Below are 21988 nucleotides of genomic sequence, written 5' to 3' on the forward strand. Positions count from 1 at the left end.
TCCTCTCCTGCCCTTCCCTATTCCACACAAGTAAACTGCGTCCAAGCTCCTACATAATCTAGTAAGAATAACTCCTCTTCTGCAATTGTACCGACAATATTTTTCCGTTCATCTATCGGCATTTCTTTTAGAATGATTTGTAGTTCACCTTTATACTTTCCGAATGAGTTGTTACCAATTACAACTTGCCCTCTTTCCTGTAATACACTTTCGCGTACCGGGAAGTCATAGTCTTTGTACTTTTTACGCACTTCTGTAGAACGTACCATATATTCTGTTATATCGCCGCGTCTTACGTGTAATTCTTGCAGCGTCGCTTTCTTCTCTACTTCAGTCGCTTCGTCTACAAAGTGTACCTTTAGCTGTAACATGTAACGATTTAAGTTTCCTAGTTTCTCTAACTCTTCTTCACTCGCATAAGCATTTCCGATAATCACATCATCAATAAGCCCTGTCGCCCATAAATGTTTCGCTTGTACTTCAATTGGTAAGTTACGATGCCCTTCTAATGTACATAATCCGTCGTTAATATCCCATGGGCCAATGTCAGCTGCATGTGACGTAATAAATGCTGCCGTACGAATACCGTGTTTTTTAAAGCGTTCACTACAGCGAATGAAATAATCATACGGAAGACCAGTGAACTTTTGCGGATAGAAGTTATGACAACCAATTAAAGCTGGCTTATTCGCCTGATGCGAAAGAATATTTTCTAAGTATGCAATATCATTACTTACGTTTAGTTCAATTTTTAAGCCATACGGATTATTCGTCATTTTTGCTTCTGTTAATCCATCAAAACCTAAATCTAAACGAATACCATCTGCACCTAACTCTGCAAAGAATGATAGGTCGCTATAACTAATACCAAGTTGATCAAATACTGCCGGAGCTACATCTAAAATAACTTCCATATTATTATCTTTTGCATGATTAATAATTTCTTTAAATTCAGCTACAATCTCTTCTTTCGGTCGATTCACAGATAATAGACATGTGAATATTCTTGAAAAACCGTGGCGTGCCGCTGCCGAAATGTATGCCATATCTTTTTCTTTCGTTGAATGCTCTGGATAAAGTGAAATTCCTAACTTACGCTCCATGCTTTTGCATCTCCTTCACACGTTGTATTAATGCCATGCTCGTAAATCTATATTTTGCAGATAAACATGTTGCACATAAAATCGTTGGTACAATAATTACGTACGGTGATTGTAACCCTAACATTACATAGGCACCCATTGAACTACCGATAAATAAAATTGATACGAGTAGTAAAACTAATAAAGATTTACTTTGTACCCATTTTGAATAATGCGCAATACACTGCCCCGCTACGAATGTAATTAAGATGATAATTGCTCCGAGCATTTTTCTTTCTCCTCTCCTGCTACTTGTTGTTTCTCATACATTTTGAAGAACGGATAGTAAATAACGAATGAGATAACAAAGTTAACAAGTACAAGTACACCAGCCATAATTGTCCAGTCCGTACTAATAACCGCTGCAATTGGTGCTAACATCGTAAATGGCAATTTCGCCATCATCAGCGGAATCATCCCTGAAACAACTGCGAAATATGATACTGTCGTTGTCACTAACGGTGTAATAACGAACGGAATAATTAAGATTGGGTTCATTACAATTGGTGCCCCGAAAATAATCGGTTCGTTAATATTAAATAAGCCTGGCACAAATGATAATCTACCTAACTCTTTTAGGAACTTAGATTTAGAGAACATAAACATGATAACTAAAGCTAACGTTGAGCCTGATCCACCGATCCATACGAACCATTGAATAAATTGCTCTGTAAATAAGTTTGGTAATTGATGTGCATTTCCTGTAGCTGTGAATACTTCCATATTTTCAAGAATTGCTGAATCCCACATCGGACGAATGATTGGTCCTAAAATCGCAGGGCCATGTATACCGAATGACCAGAAGAACACGATTAAGAATACTGTTAATAAACCGCCGAATAAATTATTTCCTACTAATACTGATTTTAGTGGTGCGATTAAATATGTGATTGTTGTATTTACATCAAATTTTAAACCGTAACGAATACCCCAGAATAAAAGAATAACAACTAAAGTTGGAATTAATGCTGCAAACGAATTTGAAACTGCTGGTGGTACACTATCTGGTAATTTAATCGAGATATTATGCTTAATCATAAAATGATAAATTTCTACTGCAATTAATGCTGTAACAATTGCTCCGAATAAAGATGTTGCACTTAATGTTCCTACTGAAATATATCTACCTGCATCAATAACACCTGGTACAGCTTTCGTAATTTGAATTGGTTCAACTGATGCTAGTAAAAAGGCGAGTACAGATAACAATCCTGCACTTAACTGATTGAGCTGATAAAAATTCGCGAGTGAAGCTCCTACCCCAAATGCTGCGTATAATGCCATTAAACCTACTGTAAATCGGAATGGAATATCTAAAATATGGCGGAACGGTGCAATCCACTCCATATATGCATCAATTGGTAAATTTAAAAAGATAACGAAAAATGATCCGACAATCGTTAACGGCAATGTAGAAATAACCCCGTTTCGAATTGCTAATAAATGTCGTTGTCCTGCAATCTTTTGCGTTGTTGGCATAATCTTTTGTTCCATAAAACTCATAAAACCATTCATCAATACCCCTCCTCTTTCTCTTTACTACGAAAGAATGAAATAAAGTTATAACATTATAATGTTTATATTTAAAAAAATATAATTATACTAAAACTAATTGTTCTGCTTGTTTCAATACTTTTAAACCGTCACACATGCCATAATCTCGTTGCTCTATAATTGCAACCGGTATATCGTATGAGCTCGCAAGAAACTGTACAGCTGGAAACAAATACTTCACCTGTGGTCCAATTAAAACTACATCAGCATTTTTTATCTCCAGTTTCACAAGTTCTGAATCAACTGCTTTAATTTTATAATCCTTCCCTTGTTTCTTTGCCTCTTCTTGCATTTTTCTTACAACCATACTCGTTGACATGCCCGCTGCACAACATAATAAAATGTACATCTTATACTGTCACTTTCTCTTCTACTCGTTTATGAAGAGTGATAAATTCTTCAGCAAGTTCTTTCACTGTAATTGCATTCATTAAATGATCTTGTGCATGCACTAACAGTAAACTGATTTCTGCATGATTTCCTCTTGCTTCTTCTTGAATTAAGTCTGTTTGAATGCGATGAGCTGCTGAAATTTCTTCACTAGCAAGTGACATCTTTTCACTCGCATTCTCAAAATCTCCTTGTCTTGCAAAAGCGATTGCTTCAAGTGACGCGCTTCTCGCATTGCCACCATGTAAAATTAACGCAAATGGAGTTTGCATATCAGTCATTTTAAATTCCCCCAAGCTATCTTTTTTCTATATTGTTATCTTATTATGAAAACGCATACAATTAAACATAAAAAACTTCCGTTGTGTAACGGAAGTTTTTACATACTTTTCTTATAACGATACTAATATCTCTTGAAAATCTTCAATCATTTTAGCCTGAGCTAATTTCTCTATCGTATTTTGACTAGACATAATATCATATAAAAAATCATACAGCTTTTGTAAATCTTCATTATTATTACGCTTTACACTAAATAAAATAATAACTTGTACTTTCTTATCTCCCCAGTCAACCGCTTTATCAAGTGTACAAAACATCAAAAATGTTTTCTCACTTAATAACTGCATCGGATGAGGAATCGCAACTAAATTTCCAACTGCTGTAGGAGATGTATTCTCTCTTTCCATAACAGAATCATAAAAGTGTTCTGGTACATAGTTTTTCTCAGCAGCTTTCTCACATAAAAATTGGATAGCCTCTTCTTTCGTAGAAGCGCTATGATTTAAAAAGATTAAATCTTCCTTTATATATTGTTGCACACTAGTATTCACATGCGTAAACAACTGCTGACCGATCGATTTAATCTCTTTATCATCAAATATTGAGTTCACTTTTATAACAGGTACAGGCAAACCACTCGGTATATGAATCGTACTAATAATACAATCTATTTTATCTTTATAAAGGTCTTCCACTTTCAATTGATAATAACCTGTAATTCCTACAATCTCTAATTTATCTCGGAACTGTGATAGAATTTTATATTTCAATAGCTGGGCGCTTCCTTGACCAGTCGCACAAACTAATAAACATCTTTTCTTTTGATTCTCTTCCTGTAAACGGCTCATCGCTCCACCAAAGTGAATCGCAATATAACCAATTTCACTTTCCGGAATCGATTCTCCCGTATATTCACCAATTATATCTCCAACGAGAACCGCAATTTCAAAAGCATACGGATAATTCTTTTTCACTTCTGCCAAAAGAGGATTTCTCGTATTTAACTTATACTTCAAACGATTTAATAACGTTTTTAAATGAACACCAAAACCAAATAATAATTCTTCATCATAATAAAAAATAAGATTCCGTTCTTCCGCTACTTTAAAAAGAATATGTTGCATGAATGCATATAAATCTTTCCCTAATAATTCTTCCACATTTTCATAACGATCTCTCGCTGTAACAGCAGTACTTAATAAGTGCATCGTCACATATAAAACTTCTTCTTCTGGAAATGAAAGATGTAACGCTTGCTCTAAATCCCCTAAAATCTCTTTCGCAATTGTATATTCTTTCTTTATGATAAGTTCAGCTTGCTGTTTATTTAGCACTTTCATATAATGTTGATCTTCACAACGCTTTAACGCAATCGCAATATGAATGACTAAATTATCAATTTCTATATCTGATAAATATATCGTTCCTCCCTCGATATACTTTAATATAACCGAACGGATAAGCGGTATATGAGGTAACGATACATATGTATCACTCTGCTCAAATTGCTCATGAAACGGAGTATGGTCATAACGCGGTAAACCATATTGTGATAAACAAGAACGAATATGAAACTCCTCTCCCACAATACGTATACCATAATACGGTCTCTTTTCAATTTGTAATTGATAGCGACTACATATATCTGTAACATCTTTCATAATTAAATTCACAGTCGATTTACTCACATAAATCTCCTCTGCTAACTGTGAAAGCTTCACATATCCCTCAGTCGTTAAAATACGTTGCAGAATGTACGCTATTCTTTCTTCATAAGAAGTTGGGATTTTTTCTGTCTGTTTTTGAAATAGATTCACGCAAAACTCTTCAAACTTCTTCGTTTGTATAATTTCTAGTTCGTATCCAGTCCCTCTTTGCGATTCAATTTTCGCTCCGTTTTCTTCCAATATATCATTTAATAATTTGATATCTTTTTGAATTGTCTTCGTTGATACATGTAAACGGCTCGCTAAAAAAGCTCGATTTAACATCGATTTCTCTTCTAAAAACTCCTCTAAAATAGAAACTAATCGCTGATGCACTTTTGTCATAGCTCTTCCTCTCGCAATTTATATATAAAAAGGAAAAAGCTGCTGAAGTCAGTAGTTTTTTCCTTTTTTATTTAATCTATTTCTTTAATGTAAACCCGAATTTATCCCATGCTTGTAAATACTCTAATAAGAAAATTTCTTCTTCCACAATTCGGCCAACTACATTTGTTTTTCCTGTGTTCATCATATCTTTTAACGCAATTTGCAATTCACCTTTATATTGACCATATTGTTCATTATCAATTAAAAGATCACCGCGTTTAATTTCGCGTGTATTATGCGGTTTGAACTCTTCTTTCTTATATTTCACACGACTTTGTGTCGAGCGAATCATATATTCAGATACATCTCCGCGGTAAAAATGAGGCTCTTCTAATACGATAATTTTTTCTAATTCTGTTGTTGTATCATATAACCCTATATCAAATGTTTGTTTCTCTTTATTTAATGCACCTAGTGCTTGTAATTCTTCTTCTGATGCATAAGCATTCGCAATAATGACATCATCAATTAATTCTGTCGCAAATAAATGCTTTGCCTGTGTTGTCATCGGTAATTCACGATGCTGCTCTAACGTACATAATCCTTCTGTTACTGGCCAAGGTCCGTATGTTGCATCAAATGATGAAATAAAAGCAGCTGTTCTCATACCGTAATCTTTAAATTGTTTCGAGCATTTAATGAAATGATCGTATGATAACCCTGAATAACGATGTGGATAAAAATTATGGCAACCAATTAAATTTTCACGATTTGGTCTATGACTCATAATGTTATCTACATATTTCGTACCGTTACTCATATTAATTTCAATTTTTAAGCCGTATGGATTGTAAGTCATAATCGATTCTTCTAAACCAGAGAAACCGACATCTAAACGAATACCGTACGCTCCCAGATCATGGAAGAACGATAAATCATTATATGAAATACCTAATTGTGTAAAGACAGACGGACTAATATCAACTAATACTTGGAACCCTAATGCATTTGCATGCGAAATCGTTTCTTTAAACTCTTCTATAATTTTCTCTTTTGCTCCATCTACAGACAATAAGCATGTGAATACACGATTAAATCCGTATTTACTTGCTAATGTTAAATATTCCTTATCTTTCTCTACTGTTGAATGTTCTGGATAAATAGAAATACCTAATCGTCTCATATGTACACGCCTCTTTCTTCATTGTTTTGTAAACCTTTTCAAATATATGTAGTGAAAAAGTATATATCCCCTTCTCATTCACTACCTTTTGAATCCGCTTTCTTTAAAGAAAAACCAATTTCTATCATTCATAACAACTACAAGTCTATACATCTATACTTTACATCTTTTTTTCATAGTTGTGTAGCTTTTACACAAATTTGTCAGTTTTTTCACCGCAAAAATTGTTATACGTTTTCAAGGCACCTTCCTTGACTGTTACATTGACCAATACATATACTCGAAAGAAAAGAGATAAAGTGAAACTTTAATCAGTGAGGGGGGTGTTCATCCCCCCCACTGATTATTAGTTGAACCAATCGGGCATTTACGGGCAGCCCCACTCCCACCTAACTTCTTTGCTCCAGCCGGATTTTGAAGTGGGAGTTTTACTGCCCGCAAATAGCGGGAAAATTTTATATAGGAGATGAATATATGGGAGAGGCAATACTCGTAAAACGAGAACCGTTATGGACGAAAGAATTTGTTGCACTAATTCTAGCAAACTTATGTATGTTTTTAGGGTTTCAAATGTTAATTCCTACGTTACCTGTTTATGTGAAAGAAATTGGCGGCACAAGTTCCAATATCGGATTTGTTGTCGGTATGTTTACCGTGGCAGCACTTTTTGTTAGACCGCTAACTGGAAATGCCTTGCAAAAGTTCAGCAAAAAAATCATTTTAATGATTGGTACTGCAATTTGTTTACTCGCTATGGGCAGTTACCTTTTCGCTTCAACCGTTTTCCTATTGCTTGCCGTTCGAATTTTACACGGAGCTGGCTTTGGTATTACAACGACTACATATGGAACTGTCGTTTCAGATTTAATTCCGCAAGCTCGCCGCGGTGAAGGTATGGGATATTTCGGCCTTTCTGGAACGATTGCAATGGCGCTCGGTCCACTTATCGGACTTTGGCTTATGCAAACATATAACTTCACGATTCTTTTTTTATGTGCACTTTCATGTACAATTATTTCATTAATATTAACGAAACTACTTCAAATCAAAAAATCGCCACAACCACCACAGCAAACATCTGGTACCTTTCTCGATGGATTTATTGAGCGCAAAGCTTTACTTCCTTCATTATTAATATTATGTATTACATTAATGTACGGAGGAATCGGGAGCTTTATTACATTATTTGCTACGGAAGTCGGCATTGCTGATATAAGCCTCTTCTTCTTATTTAATGCACTCGCAATCGCTGTCACTCGTCCGTTTTCTGGAAAATTGTATGATACGAAAGGCCATGCATTCGTTATTATTCCAGGAGTTATTATTACGTTTACAGGCATTATTTTATTGTCGTATACAACTACCATTCCAAGTTTAATTATCGCAGCGGCATGCTACGGAAGTGGTTTTGGAGCGATTCAACCTGCACTACAAGCATGGATGATTGACCGAGTAGCACCGCACCGACGAGGAGTCGCAACAGCTACATTCTTCTCAGCATTTGATCTCGGCATTGGCGCTGGCGCAATTATTTTTGGATTCATTGCACATTTTACAAACTACGCAACTGTATATCGCTATTCCTCTCTATTACTTATTGCATTCCTGTTCATTTACATCACAAGTATAAGAAAGCAAAAGCATGGAGATAAAAACAGAGAAAAAGCTGCTGGATAATTTCAGTAGCTTTTTTTATCGTATTTTGCTGTTATAAAACTACATGCATTTTCCTACATATTTTTTTACCTTTCATCAAAAAATATACGATGAACTCGCAGACGCTTTCCTTGATATTTAACTGAAAAATACTATTCTAAAAAGTATGATTTCTTTACAAAATTAAGATTTATATAAGCTGAAAACCAATAAAATACAGCTGTTTCTTTAAGTAATTGTAAACTTTTTATCTCTTTGTAAAGTTAGTGTAAATTTTACTAACAAACCGTTTACAGTGCCTCAAGGTTCAGTTAATAATTACATCGTACATGAAATTTAAGGAGTGGAATGCGTGGAATATAATGTTCAAGATATGATCTTCCAGTTCATTGGTGGATTAGGTATTTTCTTATTTGGGATTAAATACATGGGCGATGGACTGCAACAAGCAGCTGGAGATCGTCTTCGCGATATTTTAGATCGCTTTACAACAAACCCACTTATGGGTGTACTAGCAGGTATGTTAGTTACTGTATTAATCCAATCAAGTTCAGGAACAACCGCTTTAACAGTCGGACTTGTAAGTGCCGGATTTATGACATTAAGACAAGCAATTGGTGTTATTATGGGTGCGAACATCGGAACGACAGTTACTGCCTTTATTATCGGAATTAAAATCGGAGAATATGCTCTCCCAGTTATGGCAGTTGGAGCGATTTTACTATTCTTCTTTAAAAATAAAAAAGTACATTCTGTAGGTCAAGTTGTATTCGGTTTTGGTATGTTATTCTTCGGTTTAGAATTAATGAGCGCAGGTATGAAACCTCTTCGCTCTTTAGAGTCATTCCAAGAGTTAATGGTTAGCATGAGTGACAATCCAATTTTAGGAATTATTGTCGGTACAGTGTTCACTTTAATTGTACAAAGCTCAAGCGCAACAATCGGTATTTTACAAGAACTATTCGGTCAAGGTGCAATCGATTTACAAGCTTCTCTTCCTGTATTGTTCGGTGATAACATCGGTACAACAATTACAGCAGTATTAGCAGCAATCGGTACTTCAATTGCAGCAAGACGTGCAGCATTAGTTCACGTTATCTTTAACATTATCGGTACCATTATCTTTACAATTTTATTAGTACCATTTACAAGTTTAATCCAGTATTTCCAAACGTCATTAAACTTAAATCCAGAAATGACAATTGCATTTGCACACGGAACATTTAACGTAACGAATACAATGATTCAGTTCCCATTTATTGCAGTATTGGCATGGATCGTAACAAAAATCATTCGTGGTGAAGATTCATCTATTAACTTCAAACCGCAACATTTAAATCCAATCTTTATTGAGCAATCTCCAGCTATCGCTTTAACTGAAGCTCAAAAAGAGGTTGTGCGTATGGCTGAATTTTCATTACACGGCTTAAAAGAAGCGAATCAATATTTAAATACACAAGATAAAAAGCATGAAAACATGGCTACTCAATTAGAAGGAGCTATTAACAATTTAGATAAAAAAATTACCGAGTATTTAGTTTTACTATCAGAAAAGCCACTTTCACCTTCAGACTCTGAAAAACATTCGGTTTTAGCTGGTGTTGTTGGAGATATTGAACGTGTTGGTGATCATGTAGAAAACCTAGTAGAACTTGTAGATTTCCAAATTTCAAACCGCGTTTCACTATCAGACGAAGCACTAGCTGAACTAAATGAAATGCTTGAATTAACGATTTCAACATTACAAGACGCAGTTGAAGCTTTAACAAACTTCGATACTGAACTAGCACAAACGGTTATTGCAAAAGAACGTAAAATTGACCAAATGGAACGTGTTCTTCGTAAACGTCACGTATTACGTCTGAACGAACGTAGCTGTTCAGGTGATGCAAGTATCATCTTCGTTGATATGGTAAGTAACTTAGAGCGTATCGGTGATCACGCTGTAAATATTGCTGATGGTGTTTTAGGTGAACAAGGTAAAATCAATTTAAAACAATCATTATAATAAGAAAGAGACGCTAATGTAAGCGTCTCTTTTTTCATTTCATATTTACAACCGTTCTTCCTTTTAACTTTCCTTGCAATATAAGTGTAAACTTCTCATCTAACTCTTCTAATGTACATTCTTCTGTATACGATAGTAGCTCTTCATTTTCCCATTCACTTGCTAAGAGCGTCCACACATCTCTTCTCACATCCACTGGGCATTGTACAGAATCTATCCCTAACAGACTTATACCTCGCAAAATAAACGGATATACCGTTGTTTGTAATTCCTGGCCTGCCACATTACCGCATGTCGTTACACAACCACCATACTTTATCGTTTTTAAAGCAGTTTCTAGCATATGTCCACCTACAGTATCGATAACCCCGGCGTATATCCCTTTTAACATCGGTCTTCCTGATTCATCATTCAACTCCGTACGATGCATCACTTTTTTCGCTCCTAGACGTAGTAGCATCTCTTCCTCTTCCATTTTCCCTGTCGCTCCTACTACGTTAAATCCTAACTTACTTAAAATACTAACAGCTACACTCCCTACGCCGCCTGTGGCACCCGTTACTAAAATATCTCCCATACTAGGCGTTATCCCTGCCCTAATAAGCTTATGTACTGATAGAGCAGCTGTAAAACCTGCTGTTCCATACATCATACTTTCCTTTAATGACATTCCCTCTGGTAAAGGGATAACCCAAGATGCTGGCACACGAATATATTCTCCGAAACCACCAGAAGTATTCATCCCTAAATCATATCCCGTTACAATGACTTGATCTCCGACCTTAATAGTAGCATCTTCACTACTCACAACTTCCCCTGCTGCATCAATGCCTGGCGTATGAGGATATGTTCTCGTAACACCTTTATTACCAGTAGCTGAAAGTGCATCTTTATAATTTAATGAGGAATAATGAACCTGTATTAATACGTCTCCCTCAGGTAAACTACTTACTTCTCTCTCTACAACGTTTCTTACAAACTGCTTACTTTCTGTTTCGTTCACAACGATTGCTCGGAATGATGTATGATTCATTATGCTCTCTCCTTTATCCGTCAAATTCTTCTTTATTATATAGAAGAAACAAGTAAACCTACTCATTTCTTCTTGGCTATATTTCAACAAATCTTACTTCTCTATCACTTTCTCACAATACATATTTTCATTTCTATTAAAAAACCTTATACTTAGTCTACATCTAAAAAGTAAAATATAGAAAATCTGACTTTTTATAAATAAATTGAATTTTTACGAAATGTAAATGATTTGTAATGTCTTTTTTCGCTAAATTTCATTATAATAAGTGGATATGAGTGTCGTATTTCAATCCAAATGAAGGAGTACAGGAAATGGAGCAAAACCCATCTTTGCAAGAAAATACACGCAGTAAACCGAAAAAAAGTAAGAAAAAAACAAAAATTATTATAAGCGTTATTCTATTCTTTTTAATAATAGGTGGCGGTTATACTTGGTTTTTAGTAAATAAAGCATCTTCTGCTGTTCGAAATGCCGCACACGATTTAGCGCGCGGTGATAAATCTGATTTACGTGATAAAGCTGTAAAACCTATTACAAACAATGTCTCTGTCTTAGTAATGGGTGTTGATGAAAGCGATGTCCGAGGAAAAGAATATGGTGAAGCTATAAGAACGGATGCACTATTACTTGCAACGTTTAATAAAGATAGCAAAACTGTAAAACTATTAAGCATTCCACGAGATACATATACTTATATCCCAGTGGAAAAGAAAAAAGATAAAATTACACACGCTCATGCATATGGTTCTACTAAAAATGGAAAAGATGGTGGACCACAAGCAAGTATTGATGCAGTTGAAAAATTACTAAATGTTCCTGTTGATTACTTTGTAAAGTTTAACTTCAAGTCATTTATGAAGATTGTCGACGATTTAGGTGGTATTGAAGTAGATGTACCAGTTGAATTTACTGAACAAGATAGTAATGATAATGCTGATGCAATTCACCTAAAGAAAGGTGTTCAAAAGCTAAATAGTGAAGAAGCTCTTGCTCTTGCTAGAACGCGCCACATTGATAGTGATGCAATGCGTGGACAACGTCAACAACTCGTTATTGAAGCAATTTTAGAGAAACTAACAAGCGTTGGATCTGTAACAAAAGTTGGTAACATCATTGATGATATTAACGGGCAATTCGTTACAAACTTAACATTTGATGATATGCTTTCATTCTATAAGTATGGAGCGGATTCTTCAATTGAGAAATTACAAATTCAAGGTGACGACTGCTATATGGAAAAAGGTGACGATACATGCAGCAAATCTGCTGGTGGCGGTCGAACATATTACTACAATCCAGATAAAAAAGAACTAGCAAATGTTACAAACCAACTTCGTACTCACCTTGGATTACCTGCATATACAAAAACAGACTCTGATTCGAAGAAAACAAGCACAGAGAAAACAAAAGAATCTAAGTCAGAAAACTCAAGTGAACGCGAATCAAGTAACAATGAAGTGAAAAATAAGAATAAAAATAGCAGTGAAGACACAGAAACATCGTCTAACGACAATGAATAAAAAAGAAGCAGTTCTCTATGGAGGTAGAGAGCTGCTTCTTTTTATTTCTGCAATGTTAAAAATCAGAACTTTCTAACTATCTTTTTTAATATTTTTAAATTATAATAAATAGTAGCAATCTATTCCAATTATCAGGGGGCCCATACATATGAAAGCTGCAGTAAAACATAACATCTCAGATTTTAAAGACTACTTAAAATCAAATGATATATACATGGAAGAAAATATAGATGAAAATGATGGTTCTGTTCATTTTTCAGTAGGATTAGAAACAGAAGCTGGCGCAAAAATTCAACTAATCGCTGCTTTCCAAAACGAACATCCTACTGTGGATATATACTGCTTCAATGTTGCTCACGTACCTGATGCAACATCAACAAATGATATTTTGCACGTTATCAATGAATTAAACACATCTTATCGATTTGCAAAATTCACATTAAATAAGCAAAATGCAATTGATATTTCAGCATCACTTGCATTCTCAGAACCAAACTTTAATCCAGCACTTGTCTTTGAACATACGAGAATGCTATATAAATTAGCAAATGACGAATATAAAAACTTAATGAAAGTTATTTGGGCATAAGTAAAAGGATGGGCTGCAAGCAGCGCCATCCTTTTATTTCGATAACATATCAATCCACATCTTAACAGCAGTTCCTACAATCAAAATCGATAACATATATTGCAGTGCTTTTTGATTGATTTTTTTCCCAACTCGCGCTCCAAGCGGCGCAGCAATGATACTTGCAACCGCAATAATAAGAGCTGGAATTACAACTACTTGCCCAGTTATCACTTTTCCAGTCGTAATCCCTACTGAGGAAATAAACGTAATTGCGATAGATGTTGCTATTGTTGTGCGTATCGGCAATTTTAAAATAACTAGCATAATTGGAACTAAAAGGAACGAACCTCCAGCTCCTATAATGCCTGATGCTCCGCCTACAATAAATGCTAACAAACTTGCTAACCATTTATTATATTTCACTTCATCACCATTATTTCGTTTCGGTACGAACATCATAATAGCAGCTATTGTTGCTAACGCTGCATAAACAACATTGACTGTATGTTCCGCTAATACGTTAGCACCAAAACTCCCTATGAAACTTCCTATTAATATACTAGCTCCCATATATACAACTAGCGTTTTATCCATATCATTACTTTTCCGATAGGCCCATGCCCCTGCAAAAGTTGCAAAGAATACTTGCACCGCTGTAATACCACTCACTTCATGTGACGTATAGCCAGTAAATCCTAGCAATACCGGAATGTATAAGATCATCGGATAATTAATGATCGCACCGCCAATTCCAACCATTCCTGATATAAACGATCCGATAAATCCAATTATAAAAAGTAATACGACTAAGCTCATCTTACATCCCCTCCCTTCTAGAAAGAAGATGAATTAAATGAATAAGTTTACATTCCCATCCGAAGCATCTGCTAAATAAGCTCCTACTCCTGCAAACTCTACCCCTTCCATAATCTCTTCCTCTTTTAACCCTAATAAATCTACTGTCATTTGACAAGCGACAAGTTTAATCCCTTGTTCTTTCGCCAAATCGATTAAATCTGGTAAAGGCATCGCATTATGTTTTTTCATAATACCTTTAATCATCTTTGGTCCCATACCGGCAAAATTCATTTTCGATAATCCCATCTTGTCAGCACCACGCGGCATCATCTTTCCAAATACTTTTTCGATGAAAGTTTTCTTTACCTTCACATGCTCATCTTTCCTTAAAGCATTTAATCCCCAAAAAGTATGAAAAATAGTTACCTCTTGATCATACGCCGCTGCACCATTTGCAATAATATAAGCAGCCATTGCTTTATCATAATCTCCGCTAAATAAAACGATTGTTGTTTTCTTCTGTTGTTCCATGTTGTTCTCCCTCCAATTACCTATAGGGGTATATTATTATTTGTAAAAAGGCTCAAATCATTTATCTCTGTACTATACGACTTTACCTTCCCACGCTAACATACCACCTACCATATTGATTGCTTGAAAACCGTAGCTCTCTAAAAATTGAACTGCTCGTGCACTTCTTCCGCCAGAACGACAAACGATAATATACTCTTTCTTTTTATCCAACTCATGCATACGAAACTCCAATAGTCCTAGTGGAATATTACACGCTTCTGGAATTTTCCCTTCGGCTACTTCTTCTACTTCACGTACGTCTACGATATTTACTGCTTCTTTACGTAACAATTTTTCTTCCAATTCTTTTACTGTCATTTCTTTCATTTTAAATTTCCTCCTCACAAACCATTCATACCACCTGAAACATTAATAACTTGCTGAAATCCTAATTTCTTTAATACCTTTGCTGCTTGCTTACTTCTCATCCCGCTCTGACAAATAACAATTACTTCCTTATTTTTATCTAACTGATTTGCCTTACTCGCTAACTCATTTAGGGGAATATTTTGAAATCCTTTCATATGATTCCCTCTATATTCACCTACTGTGCGAACATCGATAAATTGTTTTCCCTTTTTTCCTGCTATACGCTTTAATTCTTTCCCACTTATATTTTGAACACCTTTCACCGGTAAAAAACGTGAAATAACAAACGCTGCAGCTAGTACAATGAAAAGCGTACTTAATATTGTATTCATATAACCAACCTCTCTACATTTATAAACATGCTACGCCTTCTTAATCCAGAATTTCAGCACATCAGCTTCTTCTTCATGCTTTACGATGTCATGACCACCTTTATTTGCCCACGCTGGAATATCCTTAACTGATCCTTTATCCGTTACATGTACTTCTAACACTTCTCCAGTTTGCAAAGTATCCATCGCTTTCTTCGTTCTTACAATCGGCATCGGACATGCTAAACCTTTCGCATCTAATACTTGTTTTACATTCATCATCTATTCCTCCATTTTTTTATTTGTTTATTTCATTATTCATGAACTGCACAACGGTTTGGACCAATCTCCATTTCACGCTCTTCGTCTTGACTTGGATTTAATCGCCCCATATTTGTTTGACGAATTTCTTGATATGCATTCGGTTGAGGTGGTAAATTCTCTGTGACAACTTTACGAAACTCTCCCTCATCCTCAATATTTAATCCTGCATTATACGCAAACAAATCTTTTAATTTAGCACTAACAATACCACTCTCGTCCATTTCACTTATTTTTGAATAATGAGCCGGTAACACAACTAAGTTTTGAGATAATTCTTTATATCGGCTATACAAAGTAGTACGTAAATCACTTACCCAATCTTCAGCTTTCCCAGCAAGGTCTGGACGCCCAATTGAATCTACAAATAAAATATCGCCTGATAATAAATAGGAATCATCTACAATAAATGACGTACTTCCAATCGTATGCCCCGGTGAGTATAATGCGTCAATTTCAATTTTAGTACCCCCCACCGTAATAACAGATCCTTCAACAAGCGGTTTATATGAGAACACAACTTCCTCTGCATCTTTTGGCGGCAACCAATACGTACCACCTACTTTTTTCGCTAACTTACGTCCGCCAGAAATATGGTCTGCATGTAAATGTGTATCCATTACATTCGTAATCGTAACGCCATGCTCTTTCGCAAACTCTTCGTACGCTTCAACTGTTCTTACCGCATCAATAACTGCTGCTTCACCGTTTGAAATAACCATATATGATAAGCAACCTTTTCCAAGACGGTTAAACTGATACATACTTCCGCCATCTTTTAAATCTCCCACTTTTATAGGCTTTACATATTCACTCCAAGCCTTCATACCACCAGATAAATAATAAATATTTTCTAATCCAGCCTCTGTTAATTGCTCTGCCACAAATATAGAAGACCCTTCTTTTGCACATACTACTAAAACATCTTTATCTTTAGGTAGTTCACTGACAATATGATTTACACCATCTAACAAATCAAAATACGGTTTATTTATAGAAGAAATTTGTCTCCCTTCAATTTTCCAATCTTCATAATCCGTTTCATTACGAACATCTAAAATAAACAACTCTCCGAATAAAACTTTCTCTGCAACATCTTTTGCTTGTAATGCTTTAACATTCATCTCATTACCCCCATAGGTATATTTTTATTTAAAAAAATTTTATTTTTCCACATTCCCTTTCCACTCTAACATGCCTGGAATGACATTTTTCACATTTGCATAACCTTTCTCTTTCAACATATGGCAAGCTACATCACTACGGTTACCAGTTCGGCAAACAACATAAATTTGCTTCGTCTGATCTAATTCCGCACTACCAAGTTCGCCTAATGGAACTGAAATAGCCGATGGAATATGACCAAAAGCGAATTCCGCCGCTTCACGAACATCTACTACAATACACTCTTCACCACTTAATACTATCTCTTCCAATTCCGAATTCGTAATTGTATGAGGATATTTCACTATTTCATTCATTTCATGCTCATTTGCTTTTCTAACGTAATGCATCAATACATCACCTTCTTGTTTCGTACCGATATATTGATGACCTACTTTACTCGCCCAACTTTGTATATCTACAGTAGACCCTTTATCTGTTGCCTGAACCTCAATCACTTGCCCTGACGTCAATCCTTCCATCGCCTTCTTCGTCTTTACAATCGGCATCGGACAAGCCAAACCTTTACAATCTAGATTCATATCCACTTTTATACTCATAGTCGATTCCTCCATAATTTATATACATATACCTGTAGGGGTATATTAAAATGTTTTTGAAAATCTGTCAACAATTATGTCTGACAGATTATCGGCTTTTTACAAGTAATTGAACAGCTTCTTTAATTAACTCTTCATTTGAACCATTACCGCTTTCAAACTGCTCACGCAAACATTGCTCTAAATTTGTCCCAACAACAAGTCCAATTGTACGATCTAGTGCAGAACGAGATGCCGTTAACTGTGTAATAACCTCTCGGCAATCTTTTCCTTCTTCCATCATACGAAGTACACCACGAACTTGCCCTTCAATACGTTTCAATCTATTTTTCATATCTTGATTATATTCCATTCTATAATCACCTCATTACCATTATGTCACTATTTATAGCTTATGACAATATATTATACCCTGCAGGGTATTTTGTAAACCCCTATTTTTAATATTTATCTTATATGTTCACAAAACAAGAAGTGCAACCTTACAATATAGGCTTTCATCTTCCACCAAATTTTAAAGTGGAAGATGAAAAAATATTAATATACAACACGTTCTGGTACTACTGTTCCGTATAATTTAAAGCCACCATCTACGTTCTTTACCTTATATCCTTTTTCCATTAACATGCGCGCTGCAACATACCCTCTCATACCAAGTTGGCAAGTAATATATATTTCTTTATCTACCGGCACCTCATCCAAACGATCACGTAATTCATCTAAAGGAATATGAATAGAGCCTTTAATCATTCCTTGTTTGAGTTCATTCGGCTCTCGAACATCAATAAGATATCCACCATTTTCAACGATATGATCTATTTCATGCCATTGTACTGTGTCCACGAAACCATCTACTATATTACTTGCTGCATACCCCACCATGTTTACTGGGTCTTTTGCAGAAGAATATGGCGGGGCATATGATAATTCTAAATCCGGCAAATCGATTACAGTTAAGTTTGCCTTCATTGCCGTTGCGATAACATCAATACGTTTATCTACACCGTCACGCCCTAACACCTGCGCCCCATACATTTTTCCGCTTTCTTTATTAAAAATTAATTTTATTAGCACTGGCGTAGCATTCGGATAATATCCCGCATGCGAATTCGCCTGTACATGTACTACCTCATAGGGTATATTTAATCGTTTTAATATTTTCTCATTTACGCCCGTCGCGGCAACTGTTAAATCAAAAACTTTAGCTACAGAAGTTCCCATCGTACCTTTATATAAAGAATCTGTATGACCATGAATAATATCTGCTAACATGCGACCTTGACGATTAGCTGGCCACGCTAACGGAATCATTGTCTCTGTTTCTGTAACAAAATCTTTCACTTCAATCGCATCACCAATTGCATATATGTGCGGGTCCGACGTTTGAAAACGCTCATCTACCTTTATCGTTCCTCTAACTCCTAGTGCTAACCCTGCATCCTTCGCTAAACTACTCTCTGGTTGCACACCAATTGCTAAAATAATCATATCTGTCTTTATGATTGAACCACTTTTTAACCGTACAACAGTCCCTCGCTCTTCTAATGCATCTACACCATCTTCTAAAACAAGCTCCACATTATGCTTTTTCATATGCTCATGCACATATGCTGCCATTTCATAATCAATTGGTGGCATTACTTGATTTGCCATCTCTACAAGAGTAACATCAATTCCTCGTCCTCTTAAGTTTTCAACCATTTCAACTCCAATAAATCCACCACCAACAACCGTCGCATGACATGGTTTCTTCTCATCAATATACGCTTTAATACGATCTGTATCAGGTACATTTCGTAACGTAAACATCGCCTTCGCTTCTTCAATACCTGGAATAGGTGGAACGATTGGTTTTGCCCCTGGTGAAAGAATTAAAATATCATATTCCTCGTTATACGTTTCATTTGTAGTTACATTCTTTATCGTAATTGTTTTCTCTTCTTTATTAATCTTTACTACTTCACTCAATACACGTATATCTAAATTAAAACGCTTTGACATCCTTTCAACAGTTTGTACTAATAACTTTTGTCTTTCTGTAATAACACCGCCAATGTAGTATGGTAATCCACAATTTGCAAATGAAATATATTCACCGCGCTCCACCATAATAATTTCATCTTCCTCACTTAAACGACGAAGCCTTGCAGCTACTGATGCTCCGCCGGCAACTCCACCTACTACTATAATTTTTCTAGACATATTTCAAACCTCCATCTTGTTTAATTTTCTCAATGTATTACAAACGAAAATCTAATACCCGTATGGGTATATAATAAAATATACAAAAGTCATTTTCAATATATATGGCTTTCTTTCACAAATTTGAAACAAATAAAAAGAACAGACATAGCATTCTATGTCCGTTCTTTTCATCACACATACTTCCGATGCACCATCTTCCCATCATAAGAAAACACAACACCCTTACTCTCCACAATCGACTCCATATGCACCGTTCTTCCCCATAATTGATGAAGATATGGCAGTACTTTTTCTAAATATTTTAAATCGAGCTCGATTCCTTCGTAACTATGTTTAATGTACAATTCTCCATTCTTTAAGTAGTCCCCGTCTTCTACTACTAAGTACGGGAAACCGCCATTTGTACGCATATTTACGAGCTGATCACGCACATGTTCCCACTCTTTATCTATTACTTTATATTCTTTTCCTTGGCGCTGGAATAAGTACATATCTTCTCTCATTACGAGATCTTTGTTTAAGTAGTTTCTTAAGAATGATACATCCCATTCAATTTCGCGTACTTCAAAGATTTTGTCGCGACCAGAACCAGGTTTAACGCCTCTTCGTTTCATTTCTTCTGTCGGGTTGTTGTAGCGCTCTTCAATATCTTCAAACATTTTAATACCGAGGTAGTATGGGTTAATGCTCGTTTTTGACGGCTGAACGACACCTGCATTTAATTTCGCAAATTCGATTGCTTCATCAGATGTTAAGTCCATTTCACGAAGTATACGTTGATGCCAGTATGATGCCCAGCCTTCATTCATAATCTTCGTTTCAAGTTGCGGCCAGAAATATAACATTTCTTCACGCATCATCGTTAATATGTCTCGCTGCCAATCTTCTAGCTCACGGCTATATTCTTCAATAAAGAGAAGTAAGTCTTTCTCTGGTTGCGGCGGAATTTTCTTCTTTTTACGTACATTGGGCCGTTCCCTCTTTTTATTGCGATCATCTAAATTCCATAGGTCATCGTATTGTGAAGCCTTTTTCTTTCCTACTTCTTCCTCTTCTAAGTCATCGATACTCCACGCCAGTTTCGGGCGCATAAGTGACGGATCAATATGTTCTTGAATAGCAAGTACGGCATCCAAAAATGTTTCGACTTCTGCCTTTCCGTACTTATGCTCATATGCTTTCACGCGATCAGCTGTTGCCGCCATACTCTCCACCATATCTCGTTTCGTATTAGAGAAGCGAATATTATTTTTAAAGAAGTCACAGTGTGCTAAAACGTGCGCTACAATTAATTTATTTTGAATTAACGAGTTCGTATCTAATAAAAAGGCATAACATGGATCAGAGTTAATAACGAGTTCGTATATTTTACTAAGACCTAAATCATATTGTAATTTCATTCTGAAAAACTGTTTTCCAAAACTCCAATGTGAAAACCGCGTCGGCATCCCATATGCACCAAATGTATAAATAATTTCCGCTGGACATATTTCATAACGCATCGGATAGAAATCAAGCCCAAATCCAGTCGCAATTTCCGTAATTTCCGCAATCGCATATTGCAGTGCTTTATCGTCACTTGCTCTCATTATTTTCCCTCCTTACACTTTCCCTTAAGAAAGTGTATGATAAGGAACAAGCTTTCATGAGGATTGATTGCATAATAAAAAGACATCCTCATAAAAACGAGAATGTCTCATCTATTAACCTTCAATAATCTCCATCTTCTCCGTAATCGGTGTACGAGCTTTTCCTTCTGGTGCTTTATCGAAATAGCCAAGGTGAAGAATTCCAATGATGCGTTGACCTCTTGTTAAACCAAGTCCTTCTATAAATAATGGATTGTAGTTTAATCCGCCTGATTTCCAAACACAACCTAATCCGCGTTCCCAAGCAAGCAGTTGGAAGTTTTGCATAAATGCACATGTTGCAGCGTAATCTTCGTCGCGTTGAATTTGACGTGGATCTTCATTAATATAAACAACAATTTGTGCAGGCGTGCTTAAAAAACGATCTGATAAAATTTTACCGCGTTTCGCTCTTTCTTCTTCTGTGAAAGAGTTTAATACTGCATCTACTAATTTTTTGCGACCTTCTCCAATGTATAATTTACAATTCCATGGTTCACGGTGTTTATGATTCGGTGCCCACGTTGCGTCGTTTAATAGTTCAATTAATAACTCTTTATCTACAGCTTTATCTGTGAATGTACGTACAGAGCGTCTTTCTTTAATCACATTTGCGATGGAAGTATATGTAGTCATATTTTTCTCTCCCTTATTTTCATCTATATGTATACATTTGTTATTGAT

At 35.8% G+C, this 21988-nt stretch carries 23 protein-coding genes; 4 read left to right on the top strand and 19 right to left on the bottom strand.

The features are described from left to right. Positions 1–17 precede the first annotated feature (17 nt). The 7 genes from ACXVYO_RS17500 to ACXVYO_RS17530 form a co-directional block, all read right to left on the bottom strand. A complete protein-coding gene (locus tag ACXVYO_RS17500) occupies positions 18–1103 on the bottom strand; it encodes a DUF871 domain-containing protein (protein ID WP_458468000.1) in 1086 nt (361 codons plus the stop codon). Further along, positions 1093–1371 (bottom strand): hypothetical protein, encoded by a 279-nt coding sequence (locus ACXVYO_RS17505; RefSeq protein WP_061680153.1) that lies wholly within the window; start codon positions 1369–1371, stop codon positions 1093–1095. Before ACXVYO_RS17505 ends, ACXVYO_RS17500 begins: the two co-directional genes overlap by 11 nt. Continuing rightward, a complete protein-coding gene (locus ACXVYO_RS17510; protein WP_001013061.1) occupies positions 1347–2657 on the bottom strand; it encodes a PTS sugar transporter subunit IIC in 1311 nt (436 codons plus the stop codon). The genes ACXVYO_RS17505 and ACXVYO_RS17510 overlap by 25 nt, the downstream gene beginning before the upstream one ends. A gap of 82 nt (positions 2658–2739) precedes the next feature. Then, entirely contained in the window at positions 2740–3045 is a 306-nt protein-coding gene (locus ACXVYO_RS17515) for a PTS sugar transporter subunit IIB (RefSeq protein WP_458468002.1), read from the bottom strand. A 1-nt stretch (position 3046) separates the two neighbouring features. Then, on the bottom strand, positions 3047–3367 hold the full coding sequence (locus ACXVYO_RS17520; RefSeq protein WP_458468003.1) for a PTS lactose/cellobiose transporter subunit IIA: 321 nt from the start codon (positions 3365–3367) through the stop codon (positions 3047–3049). Positions 3368–3478: 111 nt separating this feature from the next. After that, entirely contained in the window at positions 3479–5419 is a 1941-nt protein-coding gene (locus ACXVYO_RS17525; protein ID WP_458468005.1) for a BglG family transcription antiterminator, read from the bottom strand. Positions 5420–5495: 76 nt separating this feature from the next. Further along, complete coding sequence (locus ACXVYO_RS17530) at positions 5496–6584, bottom strand: DUF871 domain-containing protein (protein ID WP_458468007.1); 1089 nt, start codon at positions 6582–6584, stop codon at positions 5496–5498. A 474-nt stretch (positions 6585–7058) separates the two neighbouring features. On the opposite strand from ACXVYO_RS17530, the gene ACXVYO_RS17535 reads away from it, so the two are divergent. Both ACXVYO_RS17535 and ACXVYO_RS17540 read left to right on the top strand, forming a co-directional pair. Then, on the top strand, positions 7059–8261 hold the full coding sequence (locus ACXVYO_RS17535; protein ID WP_458468009.1) for an MFS transporter: 1203 nt from the start codon (positions 7059–7061) through the stop codon (positions 8259–8261). Positions 8262–8592: 331 nt separating this feature from the next. After that, entirely contained in the window at positions 8593–10248 is a 1656-nt protein-coding gene (locus ACXVYO_RS17540) for a Na/Pi cotransporter family protein (protein ID WP_458468011.1), read from the top strand. A gap of 34 nt (positions 10249–10282) precedes the next feature. Here ACXVYO_RS17540 and ACXVYO_RS17545 read toward each other — a convergent pair whose 3' ends face one another. Next, positions 10283–11281, bottom strand: a complete 999-nt coding sequence (locus ACXVYO_RS17545; RefSeq protein ID WP_458468012.1) for a YhdH/YhfP family quinone oxidoreductase — start codon at positions 11279–11281, stop codon at positions 10283–10285. Between the two features lie 314 nt (positions 11282–11595). Between ACXVYO_RS17545 and ACXVYO_RS17550 the strand changes: the two genes are divergently transcribed. Both ACXVYO_RS17550 and ACXVYO_RS17555 read left to right on the top strand, forming a co-directional pair. Beyond that, positions 11596–12804 (top strand): LCP family protein, encoded by a 1209-nt coding sequence (locus ACXVYO_RS17550; RefSeq protein ID WP_458468014.1) that lies wholly within the window; start codon positions 11596–11598, stop codon positions 12802–12804. A 148-nt stretch (positions 12805–12952) separates the two neighbouring features. Then, positions 12953–13393, top strand: a complete 441-nt coding sequence (locus ACXVYO_RS17555; RefSeq protein ID WP_000642361.1) for a hypothetical protein — start codon at positions 12953–12955, stop codon at positions 13391–13393. Positions 13394–13426: 33 nt separating this feature from the next. On the opposite strand, the gene ACXVYO_RS17560 is transcribed toward ACXVYO_RS17555, so the two are convergent. The 11 genes from ACXVYO_RS17560 to ACXVYO_RS17610 all read right to left on the bottom strand — a co-directional run bounded on the left by ACXVYO_RS17560 (position 13427) and on the right by ACXVYO_RS17610 (position 21940). Continuing rightward, entirely contained in the window at positions 13427–14191 is a 765-nt protein-coding gene (locus ACXVYO_RS17560) for a sulfite exporter TauE/SafE family protein (protein ID WP_458468016.1), read from the bottom strand. Between the two features lie 33 nt (positions 14192–14224). Further along, positions 14225–14704, bottom strand: a complete 480-nt coding sequence (locus ACXVYO_RS17565; protein ID WP_000437728.1) for a DsrE/DsrF/DrsH-like family protein — start codon at positions 14702–14704, stop codon at positions 14225–14227. A 72-nt stretch (positions 14705–14776) separates the two neighbouring features. Further along, positions 14777–15073: a rhodanese-like domain-containing protein gene (locus ACXVYO_RS17570; protein ID WP_000661816.1), complete on the bottom strand. Its 297-nt coding sequence runs from the start codon at positions 15071–15073 to the stop codon at positions 14777–14779. Between the two features lie 14 nt (positions 15074–15087). Further along, positions 15088–15447: a rhodanese-like domain-containing protein gene (locus ACXVYO_RS17575; protein WP_458468018.1), complete on the bottom strand. Its 360-nt coding sequence runs from the start codon at positions 15445–15447 to the stop codon at positions 15088–15090. 30 nt (positions 15448–15477) lie between these two features. Further along, the gene (locus tag ACXVYO_RS17580; protein WP_048526303.1) at positions 15478–15708 is read right to left on the bottom strand and encodes a sulfurtransferase TusA family protein; all 231 of its coding nucleotides are present in this window, start codon (positions 15706–15708) and stop codon (positions 15478–15480) included. A 32-nt stretch (positions 15709–15740) separates the two neighbouring features. Continuing rightward, the gene (locus ACXVYO_RS17585; protein ID WP_458468020.1) at positions 15741–16871 is read right to left on the bottom strand and encodes an MBL fold metallo-hydrolase; all 1131 of its coding nucleotides are present in this window, start codon (positions 16869–16871) and stop codon (positions 15741–15743) included. A gap of 39 nt (positions 16872–16910) precedes the next feature. Beyond that, on the bottom strand, positions 16911–17471 hold the full coding sequence (locus ACXVYO_RS17590; RefSeq protein ID WP_458468021.1) for a sulfurtransferase TusA family protein: 561 nt from the start codon (positions 17469–17471) through the stop codon (positions 16911–16913). 88 nt (positions 17472–17559) lie between these two features. Beyond that, a complete protein-coding gene (locus ACXVYO_RS17595; RefSeq protein WP_000456206.1) occupies positions 17560–17823 on the bottom strand; it encodes a metal-sensitive transcriptional regulator in 264 nt (87 codons plus the stop codon). Between the two features lie 185 nt (positions 17824–18008). Then, the gene (cdr, locus tag ACXVYO_RS17600; protein WP_458468023.1) at positions 18009–19673 is read right to left on the bottom strand and encodes a CoA-disulfide reductase; all 1665 of its coding nucleotides are present in this window, start codon (positions 19671–19673) and stop codon (positions 18009–18011) included. 173 nt (positions 19674–19846) lie between these two features. After that, positions 19847–21265 carry a stage V sporulation protein SpoVR gene (gene spoVR, locus ACXVYO_RS17605; protein ID WP_458468025.1) on the bottom strand — a complete coding sequence of 473 codons (1419 nt, stop codon included), beginning with the start codon at positions 21263–21265 and terminating at the stop codon, positions 19847–19849. Between the two features lie 114 nt (positions 21266–21379). Beyond that, positions 21380–21940 carry a nitroreductase family protein gene (locus ACXVYO_RS17610; RefSeq protein ID WP_000214806.1) on the bottom strand — a complete coding sequence of 187 codons (561 nt, stop codon included), beginning with the start codon at positions 21938–21940 and terminating at the stop codon, positions 21380–21382. Positions 21941–21988 lie beyond the last annotated feature (48 nt).

It is taken from the genome of Bacillus sp. BC08 (assembly GCF_054326875.1).